Source organism: Flavobacterium sp. P21, from assembly GCF_050632225.1.
GTDB lineage: Bacteria > Bacteroidota > Bacteroidia > Flavobacteriales > Flavobacteriaceae > Flavobacterium.
On record NZ_CP192585.1, the window covers coordinates 5,241,076 to 5,261,318 of the forward strand.

Annotated in this window: 17 protein-coding genes and 4 pseudogenes; 10 read left to right on the forward strand and 11 right to left on the reverse strand. The window is 33.7% G+C overall.

Features of this window, described 5'->3' with window-relative positions; genetic code table 11:
* Positions 1 to 171: 171 nt before the first annotated feature.
* Positions 172 to 1,448 (forward strand): annotated as a pseudogene (locus ACQ9BO_RS26500) (replication-associated recombination protein A).
* 13 nt (positions 1,449 to 1,461) lie between these two features.
* Here the strand turns inward: ACQ9BO_RS26500 and ACQ9BO_RS26505 are convergent.
* The 5 genes and pseudogenes from ACQ9BO_RS26505 to ACQ9BO_RS26525 form a co-directional block, all read right to left on the reverse strand.
* Complete coding sequence (locus ACQ9BO_RS26505; RefSeq protein ID WP_431243099.1) at positions 1,462 to 2,253, reverse strand: hypothetical protein; 792 nt, start codon at positions 2,251 to 2,253, stop codon at positions 1,462 to 1,464.
* A pseudogene (locus ACQ9BO_RS26510) lies at positions 2,253 to 2,938 on the reverse strand (YjjG family noncanonical pyrimidine nucleotidase). Before ACQ9BO_RS26510 ends, ACQ9BO_RS26505 begins: the two are co-directional and overlap by 1 nt.
* A 3-nt stretch (positions 2,939 to 2,941) precedes the next feature.
* Positions 2,942 to 3,631 (reverse strand): RadC family protein, encoded by a 690-nt coding sequence (gene radC, locus ACQ9BO_RS26515; protein WP_431243100.1) that lies wholly within the window; start codon positions 3,629 to 3,631, stop codon positions 2,942 to 2,944.
* A gap of 155 nt (positions 3,632 to 3,786) precedes the next feature.
* Entirely contained in the window at positions 3,787 to 5,142 is a 1,356-nt protein-coding gene (locus tag ACQ9BO_RS26520; protein WP_431243101.1) for a UDP-N-acetylmuramate--L-alanine ligase, read from the reverse strand.
* 66 nt (positions 5,143 to 5,208) lie between these two features.
* Positions 5,209 to 5,895 carry a tetratricopeptide repeat protein gene (locus ACQ9BO_RS26525; RefSeq protein ID WP_431243102.1) on the reverse strand — a complete coding sequence of 229 codons (687 nt, stop codon included), beginning with the start codon at positions 5,893 to 5,895 and terminating at the stop codon, positions 5,209 to 5,211.
* Positions 5,896 to 6,026: 131 nt separating this feature from the next.
* On the opposite strand from ACQ9BO_RS26525, the gene ACQ9BO_RS26530 reads away from it, so the two are divergent.
* From ACQ9BO_RS26530 to ACQ9BO_RS26565, 8 genes are all read left to right on the forward strand, one after another.
* Positions 6,027 to 6,851 (forward strand): hypothetical protein, encoded by an 825-nt coding sequence (locus ACQ9BO_RS26530; protein ID WP_431243103.1) that lies wholly within the window; start codon positions 6,027 to 6,029, stop codon positions 6,849 to 6,851.
* Positions 6,803 to 8,113, forward strand: coding sequence for an MG2 domain-containing protein (locus ACQ9BO_RS26535; RefSeq protein WP_431243104.1), 1,311 nt, complete (start codon positions 6,803 to 6,805; stop codon positions 8,111 to 8,113). Before ACQ9BO_RS26530 ends, ACQ9BO_RS26535 begins: the two co-directional genes overlap by 49 nt.
* A gap of 182 nt (positions 8,114 to 8,295) precedes the next feature.
* Positions 8,296 to 9,738, forward strand: a complete 1,443-nt coding sequence (locus tag ACQ9BO_RS26540; protein WP_431243105.1) for a carboxypeptidase-like regulatory domain-containing protein — start codon at positions 8,296 to 8,298, stop codon at positions 9,736 to 9,738.
* Positions 9,659 to 10,021: a hypothetical protein gene (locus ACQ9BO_RS26545; RefSeq protein ID WP_431243106.1), complete on the forward strand. Its 363-nt coding sequence runs from the start codon at positions 9,659 to 9,661 to the stop codon at positions 10,019 to 10,021. Before ACQ9BO_RS26540 ends, ACQ9BO_RS26545 begins: the two co-directional genes overlap by 80 nt.
* Before the next feature lie 88 nt (positions 10,022 to 10,109).
* Complete coding sequence (locus ACQ9BO_RS26550; RefSeq protein WP_431243107.1) at positions 10,110 to 11,141, forward strand: alpha-2-macroglobulin family protein; 1,032 nt, start codon at positions 10,110 to 10,112, stop codon at positions 11,139 to 11,141.
* Positions 11,142 to 11,164: 23 nt separating this feature from the next.
* Positions 11,165 to 12,121, forward strand: a complete 957-nt coding sequence (locus ACQ9BO_RS26555) for a hypothetical protein (protein ID WP_431243108.1) — start codon at positions 11,165 to 11,167, stop codon at positions 12,119 to 12,121.
* Positions 12,043 to 12,456, forward strand: a complete 414-nt coding sequence (locus ACQ9BO_RS26560; protein WP_431243109.1) for a hypothetical protein — start codon at positions 12,043 to 12,045, stop codon at positions 12,454 to 12,456. The genes ACQ9BO_RS26555 and ACQ9BO_RS26560 overlap by 79 nt, the downstream gene beginning before the upstream one ends.
* Positions 12,395 to 12,568, forward strand: coding sequence for a hypothetical protein (locus ACQ9BO_RS26565; protein WP_431243110.1), 174 nt, complete (start codon positions 12,395 to 12,397; stop codon positions 12,566 to 12,568). The genes ACQ9BO_RS26560 and ACQ9BO_RS26565 overlap by 62 nt, the downstream gene beginning before the upstream one ends.
* Positions 12,569 to 12,644: 76 nt before the next feature.
* Here the strand turns inward: ACQ9BO_RS26565 and ACQ9BO_RS26570 are convergent, their stop codons facing one another.
* The 6 genes and pseudogenes from ACQ9BO_RS26570 to hpt all read right to left on the reverse strand — a co-directional run bounded on the left by ACQ9BO_RS26570 (position 12,645) and on the right by hpt (position 18,773).
* Entirely contained in the window at positions 12,645 to 14,789 is a 2,145-nt protein-coding gene (locus ACQ9BO_RS26570) for a S46 family peptidase (protein ID WP_431243111.1), read from the reverse strand.
* 227 nt (positions 14,790 to 15,016) lie between these two features.
* The gene (gene obgE, locus ACQ9BO_RS26575) at positions 15,017 to 16,018 is read right to left on the reverse strand and encodes a GTPase ObgE (protein ID WP_431243112.1); all 1,002 of its coding nucleotides are present in this window, start codon (positions 16,016 to 16,018) and stop codon (positions 15,017 to 15,019) included.
* A 143-nt stretch (positions 16,019 to 16,161) separates the two neighbouring features.
* A complete protein-coding gene (locus tag ACQ9BO_RS26580) occupies positions 16,162 to 16,794 on the reverse strand; it encodes a transporter associated domain-containing protein (protein ID WP_431245224.1) in 633 nt (210 codons plus the stop codon).
* A gap of 120 nt (positions 16,795 to 16,914) precedes the next feature.
* Positions 16,915 to 17,384, reverse strand: a pseudogene (locus ACQ9BO_RS26585) (CNNM domain-containing protein); the annotation flags it as partial.
* A 216-nt stretch (positions 17,385 to 17,600) separates the two neighbouring features.
* Positions 17,601 to 18,173, reverse strand: a complete 573-nt coding sequence (locus tag ACQ9BO_RS26590; RefSeq protein ID WP_132989092.1) for an adenylate kinase — start codon at positions 18,171 to 18,173, stop codon at positions 17,601 to 17,603.
* Positions 18,174 to 18,242: 69 nt separating this feature from the next.
* The gene (hpt, locus tag ACQ9BO_RS26595; protein WP_431243113.1) at positions 18,243 to 18,773 is read right to left on the reverse strand and encodes a hypoxanthine phosphoribosyltransferase; all 531 of its coding nucleotides are present in this window, start codon (positions 18,771 to 18,773) and stop codon (positions 18,243 to 18,245) included.
* Positions 18,774 to 18,938: 165 nt separating this feature from the next.
* On the opposite strand from hpt, the pseudogene ACQ9BO_RS26600 reads away from it, so the two are divergent.
* Positions 18,939 to 20,207: pseudogene (locus tag ACQ9BO_RS26600) on the forward strand (PQQ-dependent sugar dehydrogenase).
* Positions 20,208 to 20,243 lie beyond the last annotated feature (36 nt).

The following is a 20,243-nucleotide window of genomic DNA, read 5'->3' on the forward strand; positions in this document are numbered from 1 at the left end:
ATATTTGAAAAATCTGTTCTGTTGATGGCATCAAAAAACTGTCCAAATCTAATTTACTGATAATTTGTCATATTCTAAAACATGTCTCAGATTGTAACAATCCTTCTCTGTATCACTTGTTTTAACTTTTAAGAGACAAAATCTATAATTAAAAAACAGTAATTTTGTAAAATGGAAGCACCGTTAGCAGAGCGTATTCGCCCACAAAAATTAGAAGATTATGTAAGTCAGAGTCATTTAGTTGGCCCTAATGGATCTTTAACACAACAAATTTCAAAGGGAATTATTCCGTCATTAATTTTTTGGGGACCTCCAGGCACGGGAAAAACCACTTTGGCACAAATTATTGCACAGGAGTCAAAACGTCCGTTTTATATCCTTAGCGCCATAAATTCTGGTGTAAAAGACATTCGTGATGTAATTGACAAAGCAAAACAAAGCGGTGGCTTATTTACTGCCAAAAATCCGATTTTATTTATTGACGAGATCCATCGTTTTAGCAAATCACAGCAAGATTCGCTTTTAGCGACAGTTGAAAAAGGCTGGATCACTTTAGTTGGTGCGACGACAGAAAATCCAAGTTTCGAAGTTATTCCGGCATTATTGTCGCGTTGTCAGGTTTACATCTTAAACGCGTTTACAAAAGAAGACCTGGAAGCTTTATTGCATCGTGCGATGAAAGTAGATACTTATCTAGCGTCCAAAAAAATCATTTTAAAGGAAACTGAAGCTTTACTACGACTTTCTGGCGGAGACGGCAGAAAACTGCTCAATATTTTTGAATTGGTAGTAAATGCTTCTGCAGGTGATGAAATTACAATCACAAATGATCGCGTTTTTGAACTTGTGCAACAAAATACTGTTCTATATGACAAAACAGGTGAACAGCATTATGATATTATTTCGGCATTTATAAAATCGATTCGTGGAAGTGATCCTAATGGAGCTGTTTATTGGCTTGCAAGAATGATTGAAGGCGGTGAAGATGTAAAATTTATTGCTCGAAGAATGCTGATTTTGGCAAGCGAAGATATTGGTAACGCTAATCCAACAGCACTTATAATGGCTAATAACACTTTTCAAGCCGTAACAACCATAGGTTATCCCGAAAGCCGTATTATTTTGAGCCAATGTGCAATTTATTTGGCAACATCTCCTAAAAGCAATGCTTCATATATGGCAATTGGAAATGCGCGGCAACTGGTAAAACAAACAGGAGATTTGCCTGTTCCGCTTCATTTAAGAAATGCCCCAACCAAACTAATGAAAGAACTGGGCTATGGCGATGATTACAAATATTCTCACGATTATGCCAATAATTTTGCGGATCAGGAATTTTTGCCAGATGCCATAAAAAAACGGTTCTTTACAATCCAGGGAACAATTCTAGAGAGAACAGCACCCGCGAATTTTTAAAGAACCGCTGGAAAGATAAATATGGTTATTAAGCCAAATTTTATTTTAGAATTTAACTGAAATTTTTTCAGAAACTAATTTGTCGTTTTGGTAGTATTCAAAAAACCATTGATTGTCTTTCGCATTCAAAGTTCCTTGCACTCCATCTTTAATAGCAATGAATGAATCTGGACGTGACGTTTTCAATAATTTCATTACCACTTTTGGCGTTTTATCAATTAATTGAAATCCGTTATCTGTTGGTTGTGCGTAAAGCAAGTTTGGATCTGTAACATCTGGAACTGGAGTCGCAACTGTTGTTTGTACTTGTGTTTGAGCAGGTCTAGCTGTTGCCGCAACAGCAACTGGAGCCGCCGTAATCATGCCTGCTTTTCCACTAGGAGTAACTGTTTTTCCGCTATATTTATAATGAAGGTTGTTGATTGAAACAAAAGCCATATTCAAACTTTCTCTATAAGCTACCTCATAATCTTTTTCTTTGCTTTTTCCAACTTCAGAAGTGTAAACAACTGTACCATAACAATCTTTTAGCTCCACAAAAAGTTTAGTAACCAAAAAACCGTTATCTTTTTTTACATCCATGTATAAAAGTTGGCAACGATCATTAAGTTCAGCTGGAAGTTCTTCGTTTGCATAAAAAGCCTGAAAACCTGCTTTAGTCAAATTTCCTTTGCTTATTGTTGCCATTCTGTATTGATTGTCTGATTTTAAGAAATCATATTTTAAAGGCACGATAACTGCTTTGTAATCATTAACAGCTTGCGAAGATTGTGCAGATTGTGCAAACCCAACAACCGAAACAAAAAGTACAGTCAACAAAAATTTAATTTTCATCATTATAAATATTTTTTAAGTTCTAATAAATGGTTTATTTGTTTAATATTTTGAGCAACATCAATTTTTTCTCATTAAAGAAAATGGCATCCAAACCTGCATTTAATGCACCATTGACATCTGCATCTAAACAGTCGCCAATCATGATGCTGTTTTCTTTTGAAGCTTGAGCCAAATTAACAGCGTAATCAAAGATAATACTATTTGGTTTTTTTACACCAGCTAATTCAGAATTTGTAATCGTATCAAAATAACCCGAAAGTGATGCATTATTTATTTTCTTATCTTGAACTTTTGCAAAGCCATTTGTGATGATATGCAACCTGTATTTGGGTTTAAGATATTCCAATACCTCGATCGCTCCATCAAAAAGATAATTGTTATCTGTCAAATATTCAATATAATCATTTGCAATTTCATTGATACTTTCATCTGAAATTTCATAATTCAATGCATCAAAAGAAAGCTTCAATCTGTTGTAACGCAATTCAACATGAGTTATTTCATTGTTTTGATATAACTTCCAACAAGACTGATTGATAGGAATATATTTTTCAATAAAATCCTCAGTTTTGATTTCTGGATATTTTGTCTTGAAAATACGATCAAAAGCCATTTCTGAGTTTTTGTCAAAATCCCAAAGTGTATGGTCTAAATCAAAAAAGACGTCGGTAATAGTGGTATTCATAATCTAAAAAATTCCTTCATCTACAAAACTATAATATTTTGATTCAGTTATGATCAAATGGTCCAAAACTTTAACATCTAAACTTTCGCCTACTTGTTTTATGCGTTTGGTAATCTGTTTGTCAGCTTCGCTTGGGGACAAATTTCCTGACGGATGATTATGACACAAAATCAAGCTAGTAGCTCCATTTTCAAGTGCCAGTTTAAAAACCAGCCTAACATCAACAATGGTTCCTGTAATACCACCTTTGCTTAATTGGGACTTTGAAATAACCTTATTAGAATTATTCAGAAAAAGCACCCAAAATTCTTCATGAGCCAATTCACCAATAATAGGAACCATCAATTCAAAAACTAATTTGCTCGATGTAATTTTAATCAACTCCACTGGATCTTCAGCCCGACGACGACGTCCGAGTTCCATAGCCGCGATAATGGTAATCGCCTTTGCCTCACCTATCCCTTTAAAATTCATTAATTGTGAAATCGACATTTTACCTAAAGCGTTGAGACTTTCAGCATTCTTCAAAATTCTTTTGCTTAAATCAACAGCCGATTCATTTCGACTTCCTGAACCAATCAAAATTGCAATTAATTCGGCATCACTTAAAACACTTTTTCCTTTAAGCATTAATTTTTCACGAGGCCTGTCGTCTTCTGACCAATTTGTAATTGGGAAATGAGATTGTTCCATAAACTAGATGATTTTTGAAAAGCGAATATATCAAAAAGAAAGAAAAATCGCTCAAAAAAGAATTAGAAAATTAGATAATGTGTCAATTAGATAATTCAAAAAAAGTGCCAACTGCAAAGCAATTGACACATTATCTAATTTTCTAATTGACTAATTTACTCAATCAATCCTTTTACTTCATCAAAATTCAAACCTCCATAATTTCCAGAACTCATTAATAAAAGCGCCGAATTATCTAAATTCAAATTGAACAAATACTCTTTGAATTCAGCTGGATTTGTATAAATGATTAAATCTTTTCTGTTGAATGCTGTAGCAATCTGTTCGTAAGTCACCTCTTCTAACTGCTTAATTTTTACAGCATCTGGCGAATAAAAAACAACTGCAACATCTGCATATTCTAACGCGCCTTCATACTCTTTCAAAAATGCGGCATTTAAACTGCTATACGTATGCAATTCCAAACAAGCTACTAATGTTCTGTTTGGATATTGTTCTTTTACTGCTTTAGTAGTTGCCGCAACTTTGCTTGGCGAATGCGCAAAATCTTTATAAGCTACCTTTCCTTTTCCTTCAGCAATTTTTTCTAGACGTTTAGATGCACCTTTGAAACTTGCAATTGCTTCATAAAAATCAGCTTCGTCAACACCCATATTTTGGCAAATCCATTTTGCTCCTGCTAGATTATTCAAATTATGAGCGCCAAAAACTTCAATTGGCATATCTCCTTCAGGAGTTTCTAATAAAGTAACGCCATCACTAACTGTATAATTTGGAGTTGAATAAGCCAGTTTACGAATTGGATTCGTCGCCGCTTCGGCAACACGTTTTACTTCTGGATCATTTTCATTATATACCAAAATACCACCGTTTGTAATTTTTTGGATGAAAATTTCAAACTGCTCTACATAATTATCATATGTTGGAAATACATTAATATGATCCCAAGCAATTCCAGAAATCAAAGCAATATTTGGCTGATATAAATGAAATTTCGGGCGTCTATCAATTGGCGAAGACAAATATTCATCACCTTCTAAAACCATGAAATCATTTTCCTCAGTTAAGTGAACCATAGTATCGAAACCTTCCAATTGCGCGCCAACCATATAGTCAACTGCAATATTGTGATAATGCATTACGTGCAGAATCATCGAAGTAATTGTTGTTTTTCCGTGTGAACCGCCAATTACAACGCGTGTTTTATTTTTAGATTGCTCGTATAAAAATTCAGGGTACGAATAAATTTTCAATCCCAATTCTTGTGCTTTCAGCAATTCTGGATTATCTGCTTTTGCGTGCATTCCAAGAATGATTGCATCAATATCAGCAGTGATTTTTTCTGGAAACCATCCTAATTCAGCTGGCAATATTCCTTTTTTCTCTAATCTTGATTTTGATGGTTCAAAAATAGCATCGTCACTTCCAGTAACTTGATATCCTTTGTTATGCAATGCTAATGCTAAGTTGTGCATTGCACTTCCGCCTATCGCGATGAAATGTGTTTTCATTTAAATTCCAATTATTAAATTACAAATTCCAATATATTACAGAATTTGTCTTTCGAGATTTTTATTTCAAGCTTCGAATTTTCGTTTCAAATCCTGCGCTTTTTTTGTGTCTTTTAATTTGTTCAAATATAAATTATATAATTTTTGAAACGTGACTTTTGAATTGCCAATTTCATGTGCTTTTCTATAATTTTTTTCAGCCGAATCATATCTTTTAAAATATTCGTCGATTCTTCCTTTTGACAAATAACCGTCAATTGGAGAAAATTGTGCCAATTCATTTGAATATGCGAGTGCTTTTGATTCGCTCCCGCCGAGAATCCCAGGCAATTGCAAATAAATTTCTATTAATGCCCATCTGGCCTGAACATGTTTCGGATTGAGTTCAATTGCTTTTTCAAAAGCTTCTTTCATATCGCCCACCATTCCAAAAGCTTTGATTCTATTCACTTCTAAAGAATGCATTGCGAGACATCCTCCATATTTAAAAAAATAGTCGGCTACAGTTGGCTTTAATTCTTTTAATTTTTTAAAATATTCCGCGCCCTTTACCCAAGATTTTTGGTGCGCCGAAATTTCACCCAAATACTCCAAAGTTTTTACATCTGATGGGTTATTTTTTAAAATTCCCTCAAAAAGTAATTGGGCTTCACTGTATTTTTTAGACTGAAATAATTTTTCTGCTTTTTCAAAATTAGACTGTGACCAACAGCATATTGGAACAATTAAAAAGAAAATTAGCGACTTTTTCATATATCAAAAATAAGGAAATAAAAAATGCATAATTTGGTTTTGAACAGAAATTAGTAATTTGTACGAAAAATATTTTTAATCGCAAACCAACCTTTTCCACAAAACAATACTCTATACAAGAAAACCGATTTATGAAAAATATATTATTTGTATTCTTATTTCTTTCGACAGCAATTTTCGCACAGCAAAATGACAAAAAATGGGATAAAATTATTGCTCTTGAAACCGAAGGAAAAATAAGATCTGCAAATGAAATTGTCGTGGATATTTACAAAAATGCAAAAGCAAAAAAAGACGAAGAACAAATCATAAAATGCTTTTTCTACCAATCGAAATACATGCAAATTCTTGAAGAAGATGCACAAACTAAGATTATAAACAACTTAAAACTGACTATAAGCCAGATTTCTGTGCCTTCTAAAGCTATTCTAAAAATAGTCTATGCAAAATGTCTGAATGATTATTTCAACAAAAACAATTATCAAATCAGAAGCCGAACTAATATTGAAACTGCCGATGCTGATTTCTTGACTTGGACTGAAAAGAATTTTAAAAATCAAATAAATGAGGCAATGGCCGAAACATTGCAAAATGAAAATCTTTTAAAAAATACACCGATAAGCATATATGAAAAGATATTTGATTATAGCTCTTCAGAAAAATTCAAGACCGAAAATTTGTATGATTATGTTTTAGCCGAAAATATCAATTTTTACACTCAAAAATTATCTACTTGGCAAATTCCTAAAAATATTTTTATTCCTTATAAAAAAGATTTCTTTGGAAATTCTTCGGCATTTACAAAACTGAATTTAGACTTTATAAATGACCAAAATCTTCACTTGGTCATCTCGCTTTATCAAAAAAAGAAAGAGATAATCCATCATCACAAAATCAATTCGAACGTTTGCTTTTTTGCAAAAATTATTTATTTCAGACAGATGATGATTATTTGAAAGCATTAGATAAAATACAGAAAAATATAGATAGCAAAACTTTAATTCAAAAGATTCAACTTGAAAAAACAGAGTATTTAATTTCATCAGCATCAAAAAACCTGCATCCTGATTACAATAATAGAGCACTTGCAATTTTAGACAGCATTATAGAAGTCAACAACAATTCAAATGCACGCGAAAATGCTTTCAGCCAAAAACAGAATCTACTTTCAAAATCACTTACGGTACAACTTCAAAAATACATTTACAACAACGAAAATACACGTGCTCATATTAAGTACAAAAATGTAGAAAATTTAAAAATTTCATTCTATAAAATCAACCAGAAACAAGTTTTATCTTTCAGTGGTTATAGCTTTTCTAGAGATGCTTACGCCGAGGAAATTGCAAAAAACAAAAAACCCGAAATCACAGAAACTTATACACTAAAAAATAAAAAAGACTATTTTCAGTACTCCACAGAGGTATTGGTGCCTCATTTAAAAACAGGTTCTTATCTTGTATACTTTGAAACTACAAAAGATACCGAAGGAGAAAAAGCAACCGCTTATGAAACCTTAACGGTAACCAATTTTACAATAGCGACCTCTGAAACTAACGGAATTGAAACATACCAGGTTTTAGATCGAAAAAATGGTAACCCAATCAAAAATGCAACTTTCAATTCACCACGATTTACTGCTATAACAGATAAAAACGGCAAAGTTTCTTATCAACAAAAAAGTAATAACCGAAATTACGAAACACTCCAAGTTGCCTCTGAAAATGATACTATTACAATTGACAATAATTATATTAATCGAATTTATTCTTATTCAGCAAATCAGCAAGAAAACTTAAGAGCGAAAGTAGAATTTTATTTGGATCGTGCGATTTATCGTCCAGGTCAAACTGTATATTTCAAAGGAATTGCGATTCAGAAAAATAACGATAAAACAACTATAGTTCCGAACACTGCTTTTCAAGTTCATGTTAAAGACCCCAATTACAATAAAGTCGAAGAATTCAATATCACCACAAACGAATTTGGTTCATTTTCTGGAGAGTTCACTTTGCCCAAAACAGGTTTAACTGGTTCATTTAAAATTACAGCCGAAAAACCTGCCGATTTTGAAAAAGAAAAGGAGAAATATCCATTCTGGGTAAACACTGATTTCGATTACTCACAAACAAATTTCAAGGTTGAAGAATACAAACGTCCAAAGTTTGAAGTTTTGTTTGACCCTAAAAAGAAAGCTTTCAAGTCAATCAATCCGTAAAAATTAAAGGTTCCGCAAAAGCGTTTGCTGGAAGCAACGTTTCAGATGCAACAGTAAATTATACTGTCACTCGTTATACAAGCTACACAAGAAATTATTTTGGAAAAGAAGATGAAAAAGAAATTGCCCAAGGCGAGGTAAAAACAGATGCTTCTGGAAAATTCTCAATTGACTTTGTTGCCTTGCCTCCTGAAGATGCAAATAAAGCACAATTACCCATTTTTACTTATGAGATTGAGGTTTCTGTTACTGATATTAATGGCGAAACTCATGATTCAGGAACTTCTGTAAAAGTTGGTTATCATGATTTGATTTTGGAAGCTTCATTGCCAAATAAAATTCAAACTAAAGACAAAAACAACATTCTATTAACCAGCACAAACCTGAACGGCGAATTTAAAGCTATAAAAGGCGAAGTAAAAATGTATTTTGTTCGTCCGTTTTTGAATAAGTTTAAAACTAGAGAATTGGAAAAACCAGAAATCGAAACCATTTCAGATGAAGATTTCGAGAAATTATTCCCTTTTGAAATCACAGGAAAAGAGTTTTTAGAAGAACCGAAAGAAACTTTAGTATATTCAAAAAAAGTGGATACCGAAAAAGATAAAATGATTCCGCTGGATTTTATCTCAAATTATAAATCTGGAAACTATAAAATTGTTTTCAGCGCAAATGACAGTTTTAAAAATTCAATTGAGGCTACAACAAATTTCGAGCTTACGCAAAGCAACGACAAATACGATTCGAGTAAATTATTTACCGTACAGCAAATTAATGACGATCCAAAAAAAGATGGTTTTCTTGAATTAAAAGTAACTTCACCAATTTCTGACTTATATATTAACACTGCAGGAAATTACAAAAGCACTGTTTTTTTTGAAGAAACCTATCATCTTCAAAACAAAGAACTTATAGTTAAAATTCCTCTTAAATCTGAATTTGAAAAGATATTGAAACTAACATTTGAAAGTGTTTTTGAAAACCAAGTTTTTAATGACGAATTAAGTGTTACGCTAAAAAGTGAAATCCCAAAATTAGAATGGAAAGCGAAAAGTTTGAGAAACAAAATTGAGCCAGGAAGTAATGAAACTTGGTCGTTTCAATTAAAAGCAGAAAACGCTAAAAAAGAAGCCGAAGTTCTTGCCTCTATGTACGACAGTTCTTTGGATAAATTCACAACTAAGGAATGGATGGCGCCGGAAATAAATAGTTACAACTATAATTCTGGCAACAGGAAAACGGTCTTAGGTTTTGGTCAAATATATCAAACAATCAAAAACTTAAACAGCTATATTTCAAAAGTACCGTACACGAATGAGTCGACAAACTTAATTTGGTTTGGTTTTGATTTTAATAATCCAACCAATGCATATCAGCAAAGTCAATATTTAAAACAACTCACTAAAAAAGTACGAAAACCGTCAAACGCAAAACTGATTTCAGGCATTATAACAGACAATACCGGATTACCACTTCCTGGTGTTTCAGTAACGGTAAAAGGCACAAAAAGAACTACAATTTCAAGTTTTGACGGTTATTACGAAATTGATCGTCATTGCTGGCGAAGAAATAATTTTCTCTTATATTGGCACAAAAACAACTTCAGCAAAAGTAGGCAAGACTAAAATTATAAATCAAACTTTAGAAGACGATTCTAATAGTCTAAAAGAAGTTGTCGTTACGGCTTATGGCATTCAAAAAAAACAATCTGTTACTGGCTCTGTAATACAGCTTTCAGCCGCACATATGGTAGTTGAAGAAGATAATGCTGTTTATAATGCTTCACGCATAGATGGTGCAGTTCCAAGCGGAGTGCAAATAGTTCCTGGAGATATAAATAATCCTGAGTATTATTTTCGAACTAAAAAATTAATCTATGTTCCAGGAAAAAAATTGTCAACGGCCTAACGTCAATGGCTATAAATGCAGAAACATTATATGTTATTGACGGCGAAATTTCATCTGAAGAAAACTTCAAAAAATAAATCCAGAAGATTTGCTTGACATTGACTTTTTAGATCAAGACAAAGCAACAAAACTTTATGGAAGCAAAGGCTCAAAAGGAACAATACTTATTACAACCAAAAAATCACTAGAAGTATTAAGTCAGGTAAAAGCACGAAAAAATCTATCTGAAACCGCTTTCTTTCTTCCTCATTTAAAAACAGATGAAAAAGGAAATATAAGTTTCAACTTTACTTCGCCTGAGGCCTTGACCGCTTGGAAACTTCGTTTATTAGCGCATAATAAAGATGCCGTTTCTGGTTATTTGGAGAAAAGCGTCGTTACTCAAAAAGAAGTAATGGTTTTGCCAAATTTTCCTCGCTTTTTGAGAGAAAAAGATACAATCGTAATTAGCGCTAAAATTTCGAATGTGACCAATGAAACAAAAACCGGAATCGCAAGTTTACAGTTTTTTGATGCGACAACGATGCGACCAATCGATGCCAAAATGTTGAACACAAAAAACATAAAAAACTTTACTATTCCCGCTTTTGGCAATACAACCGCAAATTGGACGATTGCAATTCCCGAAGGCTTACAAGGCGTTCAATATAAAATTGTAGCAAAAGCTGGTAATTTCTCAGATGGCGAAGAAAACATAATTCCTGTTCTAACGAATAATATGTTGGTTACAGAAAGCATTCCGCTTTGGGTTCGTGAGAATTCAACTAAAGAATACACTTTTGAAAACTTAAAAAATAACACTTCAACAACTTTAAGAAATCATCAGTTTACTTTAGAATATACTTCAAACCCAACTTGGATTGCGATTCAGTCGCTTCCTTATTTAATGGAATACGAACACGAATGTGCCGAACAGACTTTTGCTAGATTTTATGCCAATGCTTTAGCATCAGAAATTATTTCGAGTAATCCTAAAATCGCAACCATTTTTGAAAATTGGAGAAAAAAGGGAAAACTGCATTCAAAGCTAGAAGAAAACGAAGAATTAAAATCGATTATTCTTGCCGAAACACCTTGGCTAAACGATGCCAAAAGCGAAGATGAAAAAAGAAAAACCTAGCCCTTTTATTTGATTTGGAAAAAATGAAAACTTCTCAGGAGGCCACTTTCGAAAAATTAAAAAAGAAACAAAAATCGTCTGGAGGTTTTGCATGGTTTGACGGCTACGACGAAAGCGAATATATTACAAGACATATTCTTGCTGGTCTGGGACATTTAGCAAAGCTTAGCCAATCTGAAGAAAATGAAGAAAAAATAGATGAAATTGCTAAAACTGGAATATCATTCTTAGACAATAAATTCCTAGAATATCATAAAAACCGAACTAAAAACCTAAAGCCTACTGACAAATTAATCTGGATCAACCCTCATTCTGATTTGCATTATTTCTATACCAGAAGTTTCTATTTAAAAAAATACCCTTTGTCTGATGAATTGAAAAAGGCTTCAAAATTATACTTAGAAATGGCTAAAAAAGATTGGCTACAATATTCTCTTTACGAAAAAGGATTGACAGCTTTGACTTTAAATCGTTTTGGAGAAAAAGAAAGTGCTAAAAAAATTCTTGAAAGCCTAAAAGAAACTTCTTCAAACAACGAAGATTGGGGAATGTATTGGATTTCGAATAAAGCGGGTTGGTATTGGTATCAAGCGCCAATTGAAACTCAGGCTTTATTAATTGAGGCTTTCGCCGAAGTGACAAACGACACTAAATCAGTCGATGCAATGAAAGTCTGGCTTTTGAAAAACAAACAAACCAAAAACTGGCCAACAACAAAATCAACAACCGAAGCCATTTATGCTTTATTGATGCAAGGAACTGATTGGCTTTCTGTAAAAGATAATACCATCATCAAATTGGGAGATGAAAAAATCATGACCAAAAAATTATCTGAAAATGAAAAAGAGGCTGAAACCGGATACATCAAATTAAGCTGGAAACCTGAAGAAATAAAAAAGAAATGGCGTCTATCAAAATCGAAAACAAATCTAAAGTTCCAGGATTTGGTGGCATTTACTGGCAATATTTTGAAGATTTAGATAAAATCAAAAACAATTCGGGTGCAGTTTTATCTGTTTCAAAAGAATTATATCTGAAGAAAAATACTTTAAAAGGCGACGAATTACAAAAAATCACAAGACAAAATTCTTTAAAAATTGGCGATTTAGTAACTGTCCGTTTAATTATTAGTGCGAAAGAAGATATGGAATACGTTCATTTAAAAGATATGCGAGCTTCTTGTTTTGAACCCGTAAATGTTCTTTCTGAATATCAATACAAAGATCGCTTAGGTTATTACATGAGTACAAAAGATGCTCGCAACACATTTCTTCTTCAATCAAATAAACAAAGGAACTTATGTTCTAGAATATGATATTCGAGTAAATAACATTGGAGAATTCTCCAACGGAATTACCACGATCCAAAGCATGTACGCTCCAGAATTTACAAGCCATACAAAAGGAATTCGAGTGAAAGTTCAATAAAAAATCCGCCACGAATTCACGAATTTTATTTAATTAATTCGTGAATTCGTGGCGGATAAAATTGTAGAAATTGAGATTATTTAGCAATCGTCAATTCATCAATGATATTTTTAGCTCCAGCGTATTTGTCGATAATCCAAAGTACATAACGAATATCAACGTTGATTGTTCTTTGTAATTTAGAATCAAAAATAACGTCTCCAGCCATTGCTTCGATGTTTCCGTCAAAAGCAATACCGATTAATTCTCCTTTTCCATTCAAAACCGGCGAACCAGAGTTTCCTCCTGTAATATCGTTATCTGTCAAGAAGTTGATTGGCATATATCCTGCTTTATCAGCATATTGCCCAAAATCTTTTGCTTTATTCAATTCTAATAAACGAGCTGGCAAATCAAATTCCTGATCTCCCGCTTTGTATTTTTTAACCATACTCGTCATATCTGTATAGTTGTTGATTTTAGCATCGTTACGAGGATCTGCAGGCAATGCACGAACTTTTCCATAAGTCAATCTTAAAGTAGAGTTAGCATCTGGATATTTAATCGCGTTTAATTTAGACTCTCTTAAACCTTCAACCAATTTACGGTAAGCAATTGCAAAACCATCGTCAGCTTTTGCTTGATCATCTGTTTTAGCTCGGAATTTTGTCATTAAATCATTCGAAATAATATACAACGGATCGTGTACAATTGCCAATGGTTTTGGATCTGCTAAAAATGCTAATACTTTTTCTTTAGTAGTAAAATAACTAACCTCAGTTGCTTTTGCAACATCAGCAGTAAAGTCACCATTATTAGCGGCTTTCATTTTTGCAACTTCTGGAGCAAGTCCGTATTCCGAAGCTTTAGAAGCGTATAAGTTCAATTGTGCAGTTAAAACATCTTTTTCTAATGGCGCATAAAAATCCCCATAAATAGTTTCAACCATTGCGTTGATTTTAGGAAGCATTTCAGCTTTCTTTGCATCATTTTCTTTGTAATATGCAATTAATGCGTTTCCTAAATTAGCTGGTCCAGTTGCATAACTAGAAGTACGTAAAAGTTGTGTCAAGTAATTATCGTGGCGCGCTTTTAAGTTCGTTTCTCTGTAATAATCGTTGATAGTCGGAATTACATTCTCGTACTTATCTTTATTAGCAGGTTTGCTCGCCCACTCATAAAATTTATCTTCCTGTTCTGCTTTTGTATCTGCTGTTCCAGCTTTTGTTAAAGCATCGATCATACCTTGGCGGTTTTTCCAGTAGTTTGCAGTCGAAGCATATTTTGAAGCATATTTCAAACGAACAGTCGCATCTTTATCCATATACTTTTTCATTACATCCATTCCGGTTTTAGCACCTTCAACCCAAGCAGGATACGCATATTTCACATTTTGCTCGATTCCTCCAGCTGGCATCCAGCGGTTAGTTCTTCCCGGATAACCTAAGATCATTACAAAATCATTTTCTTTTACACCTTTAATACTTACTGGTAAATAGTGTTTTGGTTGTAAGGGCACATTATCTTTTGAGTAAGTCGCAGGATTTCCGTCTTTATCGGCATAAACTCTGAACATTGAGAAATCTCCCGTTTGGCGAGGCCACTCCCAGTTGTCTGTATCTCCACCAAATTTACCAACACTTTCTGGTGGTGTTCCCACTAAACGAACGTCTGTGTAATCTTGATAAACAAAATAGTAATATTCATTTCCTTGAAAGAAAGGACGAACTGAAACCGTATATTTTCCATTTTCGCTGTTTTCTTTTTCGATCAAACTGATTTCTTGCTGAATTGCTTTGTTTCTTTCCGTTTCCGTCATTTGATCGTTTACTTTAGATAAAATTCTTTTAGAAACATCATCCATACGAACGAAGAAACGAACAAACAAAGATTTTGGCTTCATTTCCTGGCTACGATCTTTAGCCCAGAAACCATCTTTTAAATAGTTTTGTTCTGCAGAAGAAAGTTCCGCAATTGCGCTATAACCGCAATGGTGATTTGTCAATACCAAACCAGTATTAGAAACGATTTCTGCAGTACATCCTCCATTGAATTGTACAATAGCATCTTTTAAACTGTGGTGATTAATACTGTAAATTTCTTCGGCTGTCAATTGCAAGCCCATTTTTTCCATATCTCTATGGTTCAATCTTTCGATAAACATCAAAAACCACATTCCTTCATCGGCTCTCATAGGGAAAGCCACAAGGCACATGGTCAAGAATAAAATTACTTTTTTCATGTTATTTTGTTTAAGTGATGCGAATATAACGCCTTTTTCGCAATTATATAATCTTAACTTATCTTAAAATTAAAGATGATGTCGCTTTTTTGGATGTTTATTACGAATTTAACATTCTTGCAAACAAAAAAGGTATTCTAAAAATAGAATACCTTTTTGAGAAGTTACTAAGACACTAAGATTTTAAGTCGTCATCTTTGAACTTAGAATCTTAGCGACTCAGAATTTTATTCATTAAGCATTTTCCAAAGCCTGTCTTTCAAATCTGTCAAACCTTGTTGTGCAACAGACGAAATAAACATGTATGGAACATCTTTGAAAGAAACATCTAATTCAGCTTTCAATTCTGCTTTTAGTTCATCATCTAGCATATCGCATTTTGAAATAACAACAAGACGTTCTTTGTCCAACATTTCTGGATTATATTTCGTCAATTCGTTAACCAAAATATCATATTCAGCTTTAATATCTGGCGTATCAACCGGAACTAAAAACAACAAAGTTGAATTACGCTCAATATGACGCAAGAAATAATGGCCAAGACCTTTACCTTCGGCGGCGCCTTCGATAATACCAGGAATATCAGCAATTACAAACGATTGGAAATCTCTGTAAGCCACAATTCCTAAATTTGGTTTTAAAGTCGTAAACGGATAATCGGCAATTTTTGGCTTTGCTGAAGTTAATACAGATAACAAAGTAGATTTTCCTGCGTTTGGAAAACCAACTAAACCAACATCTGCCAAAACTTTAAGCTCTAGAATCACATCCATTTCTACCCCAAGTAAACCTGGTTGTGCATAACGCGGCGTTTGATTTGTTGAACTTCTAAAATGCCAGTTCCCTAGACCTCCCTTTCCTCCTTTTGCAAGGATTCTTTTTTCTCCGTCTTCTGTAATTTCAAAAAGTGTTTCACCAGTTTCTTTGTCTTTTACAACAGTTCCTAGTGGCACTTCAATAATTTTATCTTCTCCGTCTGCACCTGTACTTCTATCAGAACCTCCGTCTCCACCATGACCAGCTTTAATGTGACGCGCAAACTTTAAATGAAATAATGTCCAGAGTCCTTTATTCCCAACTAAATACACATGTCCTCCACGGCCACCGTCTCCACCGTCTGGACCACCTTTTTCAATAAATTTCTCTCTATGTAAATGCGTCGAACCTTTTCCTCCTTTTCCGGACGAAACATATATTTTAACGTAATCTACAAAATTTCCTTCTGTCATTTTTCTGAATTTCAGATTTCAGATTTTAGATTTTAGATTTCTCTAACTTCTATTTCTAAATTCTATTTTATTTATTTTTCAGTTGCAGTCACACTTTTCAGTACCAAACTGAGACTGAAAACCGAGACTGAAAACTATTTTATCTATTCTTTTAATGCTCTTACAAGCACTTTGTCAATCTTTACGCCATCCATATCGATAACTTCAAGGACAAATTTTTGCCAAACTAATTTCTCACCTTCTTTTGGAATATGCGAAAGCTCCGTCATAATCATTCCGCTTACGGTATTTACTTCGTAATCGTTTGTCAATTCGTCTAACTCGAAATACGTCAAGAAATCGTGCAACGAATAATGTCCGTCAACCAGCCATGAACCATCTTCTCTTTCTATAAGCTGGAACTCGTCTCTATAAAATTCTGATGCATCGCCTACTAAAGCTTCCAAAATATCATTCAACGTAATCATACCTTGAAAAACGCCATATTCATCAGAAACCAAAGCATAATGTACGCCCGTTTTTTTGAAATTTTCCAATGCTTTATAAGCCGTCGTTTGCTCCATCAAATAAGGTGCTTCATACATTATTGAAGCCAAATCAAAATTATCATTTTCGATATGGGCAAAAATATTTTTTAGCGTTACAACTCCCACAATATCATCATAATTATCGTTGTAAACCGGATAAACTGCATGCAAATCCTGAACTACCAATTCTTTAATTTTGGCTTTGTCAGCTTTTAAAGGCAAGATATCTACCGATTTTCGATGCGTCATTAATGAACTCACTTTTCGATCTCCAATGTGAAAAACACGTTCCACAATATCTTGTTCAATTTCCTGAACTTCACCAACTTCGGTTCCTTCTTTAATGATGGCTTTAATTTCTTCTTCGGTAACTTTTCCGTCAGCCGTTGGTTTTATTTGAAAAATATTCAATAAAAAATCTGTCGAAGTTGTTAAAAGCCAGATGAAAGGTGCCGTGATGATCGAAATGATTTTCATTGGCATTGCCACCATTTTTGCAATTGATTCTGGATAATTTAATCCAATTCGTTTTGGAAGTAATTCTCCCAAAACCAATGAGAAAAAAGTCAGTACTACAACTACAATTCCTACTGCAACTGAATGCGCATATGGTTTTAAAACTGCAAATCCGCCAACAAATCCTTCTACATCTAATGTAATTTTATCGCCACTATAAATACCTGTTAAAATCCCAATCAAAGTAATTCCGATTTGCACTGTCGATAAAAACTTGTTTGGTGAATTTGCCAAATCGAGTGCAATTTTGGCGCTTTTATTTCCTTTTTTGCGGCAGTTTCTAGTCTGTTTTTCCTGGCCGAAATCAGTGCAATTTCAGACATAGAGAACACTCCGTTTAATAGTATTAGAAAAAATATTATTAGTATTTCCAATGTTTAGTAGATTCGTTATTTGTTTGGTTCACTGTGTTTAGGTATTCTTGTTTTGGCTATTTTTTAAAAAACTAATTTTTCTAAACAAAAAACTGCATCTATCAGAAGCTGGTTTTATGCTTAGAAAAATAGCCTTTAGGAATCCCGATAGCCACCGGGAATTTTCTACAAATTATCTATAACAGACGTTAATCTTTCTGTAATTTGCTCAATAGTTCCAATACCATCTACGGCATAAAACTTACCTTGTTCTTTATAATATCCAATTAATGGAGCTGTTTTCTCATTGTATTCCTGATATCTCACACGAATTTTTTCTTCGTCTTGATCGTCAGCTCTTCCACTTGTTTTTCCTCTTTCCAACAAACGTTTTACCAAAATTTCGTCATCAGCTTCTAAAGCGATTGTTGCTGTTACGCTTGATCCAATTGTTGGCAAAAATTTATCTAAAGCTTGTGCTTGATCTAGCGTTCTTGGATATCCGTCGAACAAAAATCCTGCGCTTTCTGGGTGTTTTTTTACTTCATCAATTAACATTGCAGTTGTTACTTCGCAAGGAACTAATTCTCCATTGTCCATAAAAACTCTTGCTTTTTTCCCTAGTTCAGTATCATTTTTTAAATTGAAACGAAAAATATCTCCTGTCGAAAGGTGCGTTAAATTGTATTTTTCTTTTAAAAATTCTGCCTGCGTTCCTTTTCCTGCACCAGGCTTTCCAAATAAAACGATGTTAATCATAATTGAAATGAGTGTTGTACTTCTTTTTCAGAAGTCTTTAAATGAATATTTAGTTGTGTTTGTTTTTAATTATTCTGCTAATTTATAAACTTCAGTAAGGTTTCTTCCCAAACCGTCGTAATCTAATCCGTAACCGACAATAAATTTATTCGGAATTCTGATTCCGATATAATCTATTTTCATGTCTTTTTTATACGCTTCAGGCTTAAAGAACAATGTTGCTACTTTAAAATGTTTTACATTTTGCGCTTTAAACAAATGCTTTAATTCTTCAATCGTATTTCCGGTATCGACAATATCTTCAATAACAACAACAGTTCTACCAGACAAATCCTGATTAATACCGATTAATTCTTTAACCGAATTTGTAGTTTCTGTACCTTCATACGAAGCCATTTTGATAAATGAAACCTCGCACGGTTTTTTATATTTTTTCAGAAAATCAGCAACAACCATAAAGGCGCCGTTCAAAACTCCAATAAAAATTGGCGTATCATCTCCAAAATCATCTTCTACCTGAGCGACTAATTTAGTTAAAGCAAAATCAATTTCTTTAGCCGAAATAAACGGAACAAATTGTTTATCGTGAAGTTGTATCATTATTTTTAAATTTAAAATAATGGACAAAGATACAGAATTACAACTTAACTCTAAATATCAAAATAAACTGTCTGAGCATTTTTAAACACTTTAAGCACATCTTTTCGGAAAAAAACTTTTTAATTTTAGTAAATTGTAGCCTTCTAAACTTTAATACGAACGACAATGAAAACCACAATACAAATTTTTTCAGCTTTTTTGATCCTTACAGCATGTCACGGACAAGTAAGCAAAGAAGAAAAAGAAGCACTTTCGAAACAACCTGCAAATGTTGTAAAAACAGCTATAGGCAACATTACTTTGCCACCGCCGTATGCAACCGAATCAAAAACAAAAAACAGTAAAGTTTTAGGCTGGCCAGAAGGAAAAACGCCAATTGCCCCCGAAGGTTTTACAGTTACAAAATTTGCTGACGGTTTTAGCAATCCGCGTTGGAGTTATATTGGTCCAAACAATGATATTTTTGTTGTTGAAAGTGGCACAAGAACAAGCAAAAACCAAATTATCATTTTACGCGACAAGGATAAAGATGGAAAATATGAAACTCGCGAAGTTTTTATTTCTGGATTAAACAGACCTTTAGGAATGCTAATTCTTAAAGACTTTTTTACATTGCAAATACTGACGGACTTTACCGTTATCCTTATAAAGATGCGCCTTTAAAATTAGAAACTCAAGGAACTAAAATTGTTGAACTGCCAGCCGGCGGATACAACAATCACTGGACAAGAAGTTTGCTTGCAAATCCTGAAGGAACAAAAATTTATATTGGTGTTGGTTCAGGAAGTAATGTTGGCGAAAACGGAATGGATAAAGAAATTCGTCGCGCAGACAATTTTAGAAATCAATCCCGACGGAACTGGCGAAAAAATTTATGCTGACGGACTTAGAAACCCAATGGGAATGGACTGGAATCCAGCCAACAAAAAAGAACTTTGGACAGCGGTAAATGAAAGAGATGAACTAGGCGATGATTTAGTTCCGGATTATATCACAAGTGTAAAAAGAGGCGGTTTTTATGGATGGCCTTATTCGTATTTTGGAAGTATTCCTGATCCAAGATTAAAAGGCGAACGAAAAGATTTGATAAAAAGAGCTATTGTTCCTGATGTTCCAGTTGGGCCGCATACCGCTTCTCTTGGATTGGCTTTTTACACTAAAGATGCTTTTCCCGCAAAATACAAAAATGGCGCTTTTGTAGGTCAGCATGGTTCTTGGAACCGTTCTAATATTTCAGGTTATAAAGTATTGTTTGTTCCTTTTAAAGATGGAAAACCTTCAGGAAAACCAGAGGACTTTTTAACTGGTTTTATTTCTAATGATGAAAAAGCAGAAGTTTACGGGCGTCCAGTTGCCGTAACTGTTATGAGTGACGGATCGCTTTTAGTAAATGATGACAGCGGAAATACGATTTGGAGAGTTTCAGCCAAATAAATCGACAAGCTTGGTTTTAACCACAAATTGCACAAA

Excerpts from the sequence above, each read along its gene's own strand:
- ACQ9BO_RS26505 (WP_431243099.1), bottom strand. The coding sequence starts at position 2,253 with ATGATGAAAATTAAATTTTTGTTGACTGTACTTTTTGTTTCGGTTGTT.
- radC (WP_431243100.1), bottom strand. The coding sequence starts at position 3,631 with ATGGAACAATCTCATTTCCCAATTACAAATTGGTCAGAAGACGACAGG.
- ACQ9BO_RS26520 (WP_431243101.1), bottom strand. The coding sequence starts at position 5,142 with ATGAAAACACATTTCATCGCGATAGGCGGAAGTGCAATGCACAACTTA.
- ACQ9BO_RS26525 (WP_431243102.1), bottom strand. The coding sequence starts at position 5,895 with ATGAAAAAGTCGCTAATTTTCTTTTTAATTGTTCCAATATGCTGTTGG.
- ACQ9BO_RS26530 (WP_431243103.1), top strand. The coding sequence starts at position 6,027 with ATGAAAAATATATTATTTGTATTCTTATTTCTTTCGACAGCAATTTTC.
- ACQ9BO_RS26555 (WP_431243108.1), top strand. The coding sequence starts at position 11,165 with ATGAAAACTTCTCAGGAGGCCACTTTCGAAAAATTAAAAAAGAAACAA.
- ACQ9BO_RS26560 (WP_431243109.1), top strand. The coding sequence starts at position 12,043 with ATGGCGTCTATCAAAATCGAAAACAAATCTAAAGTTCCAGGATTTGGT.
- ACQ9BO_RS26565 (WP_431243110.1), top strand. The coding sequence starts at position 12,395 with ATGCTCGCAACACATTTCTTCTTCAATCAAATAAACAAAGGAACTTAT.
- ACQ9BO_RS26570 (WP_431243111.1), bottom strand. The coding sequence starts at position 14,789 with ATGAAAAAAGTAATTTTATTCTTGACCATGTGCCTTGTGGCTTTCCCT.
- obgE (WP_431243112.1), bottom strand. The coding sequence starts at position 16,018 with ATGACAGAAGGAAATTTTGTAGATTACGTTAAAATATATGTTTCGTCC.
- ACQ9BO_RS26580 (WP_431245224.1), bottom strand. The coding sequence starts at position 16,794 with ATGACGCATCGAAAATCGGTAGATATCTTGCCTTTAAAAGCTGACAAA.
- ACQ9BO_RS26590 (WP_132989092.1), bottom strand. The coding sequence starts at position 18,173 with ATGATTAACATCGTTTTATTTGGAAAGCCTGGTGCAGGAAAAGGAACG.
- hpt (WP_431243113.1), bottom strand. The coding sequence starts at position 18,773 with ATGATACAACTTCACGATAAACAATTTGTTCCGTTTATTTCGGCTAAA.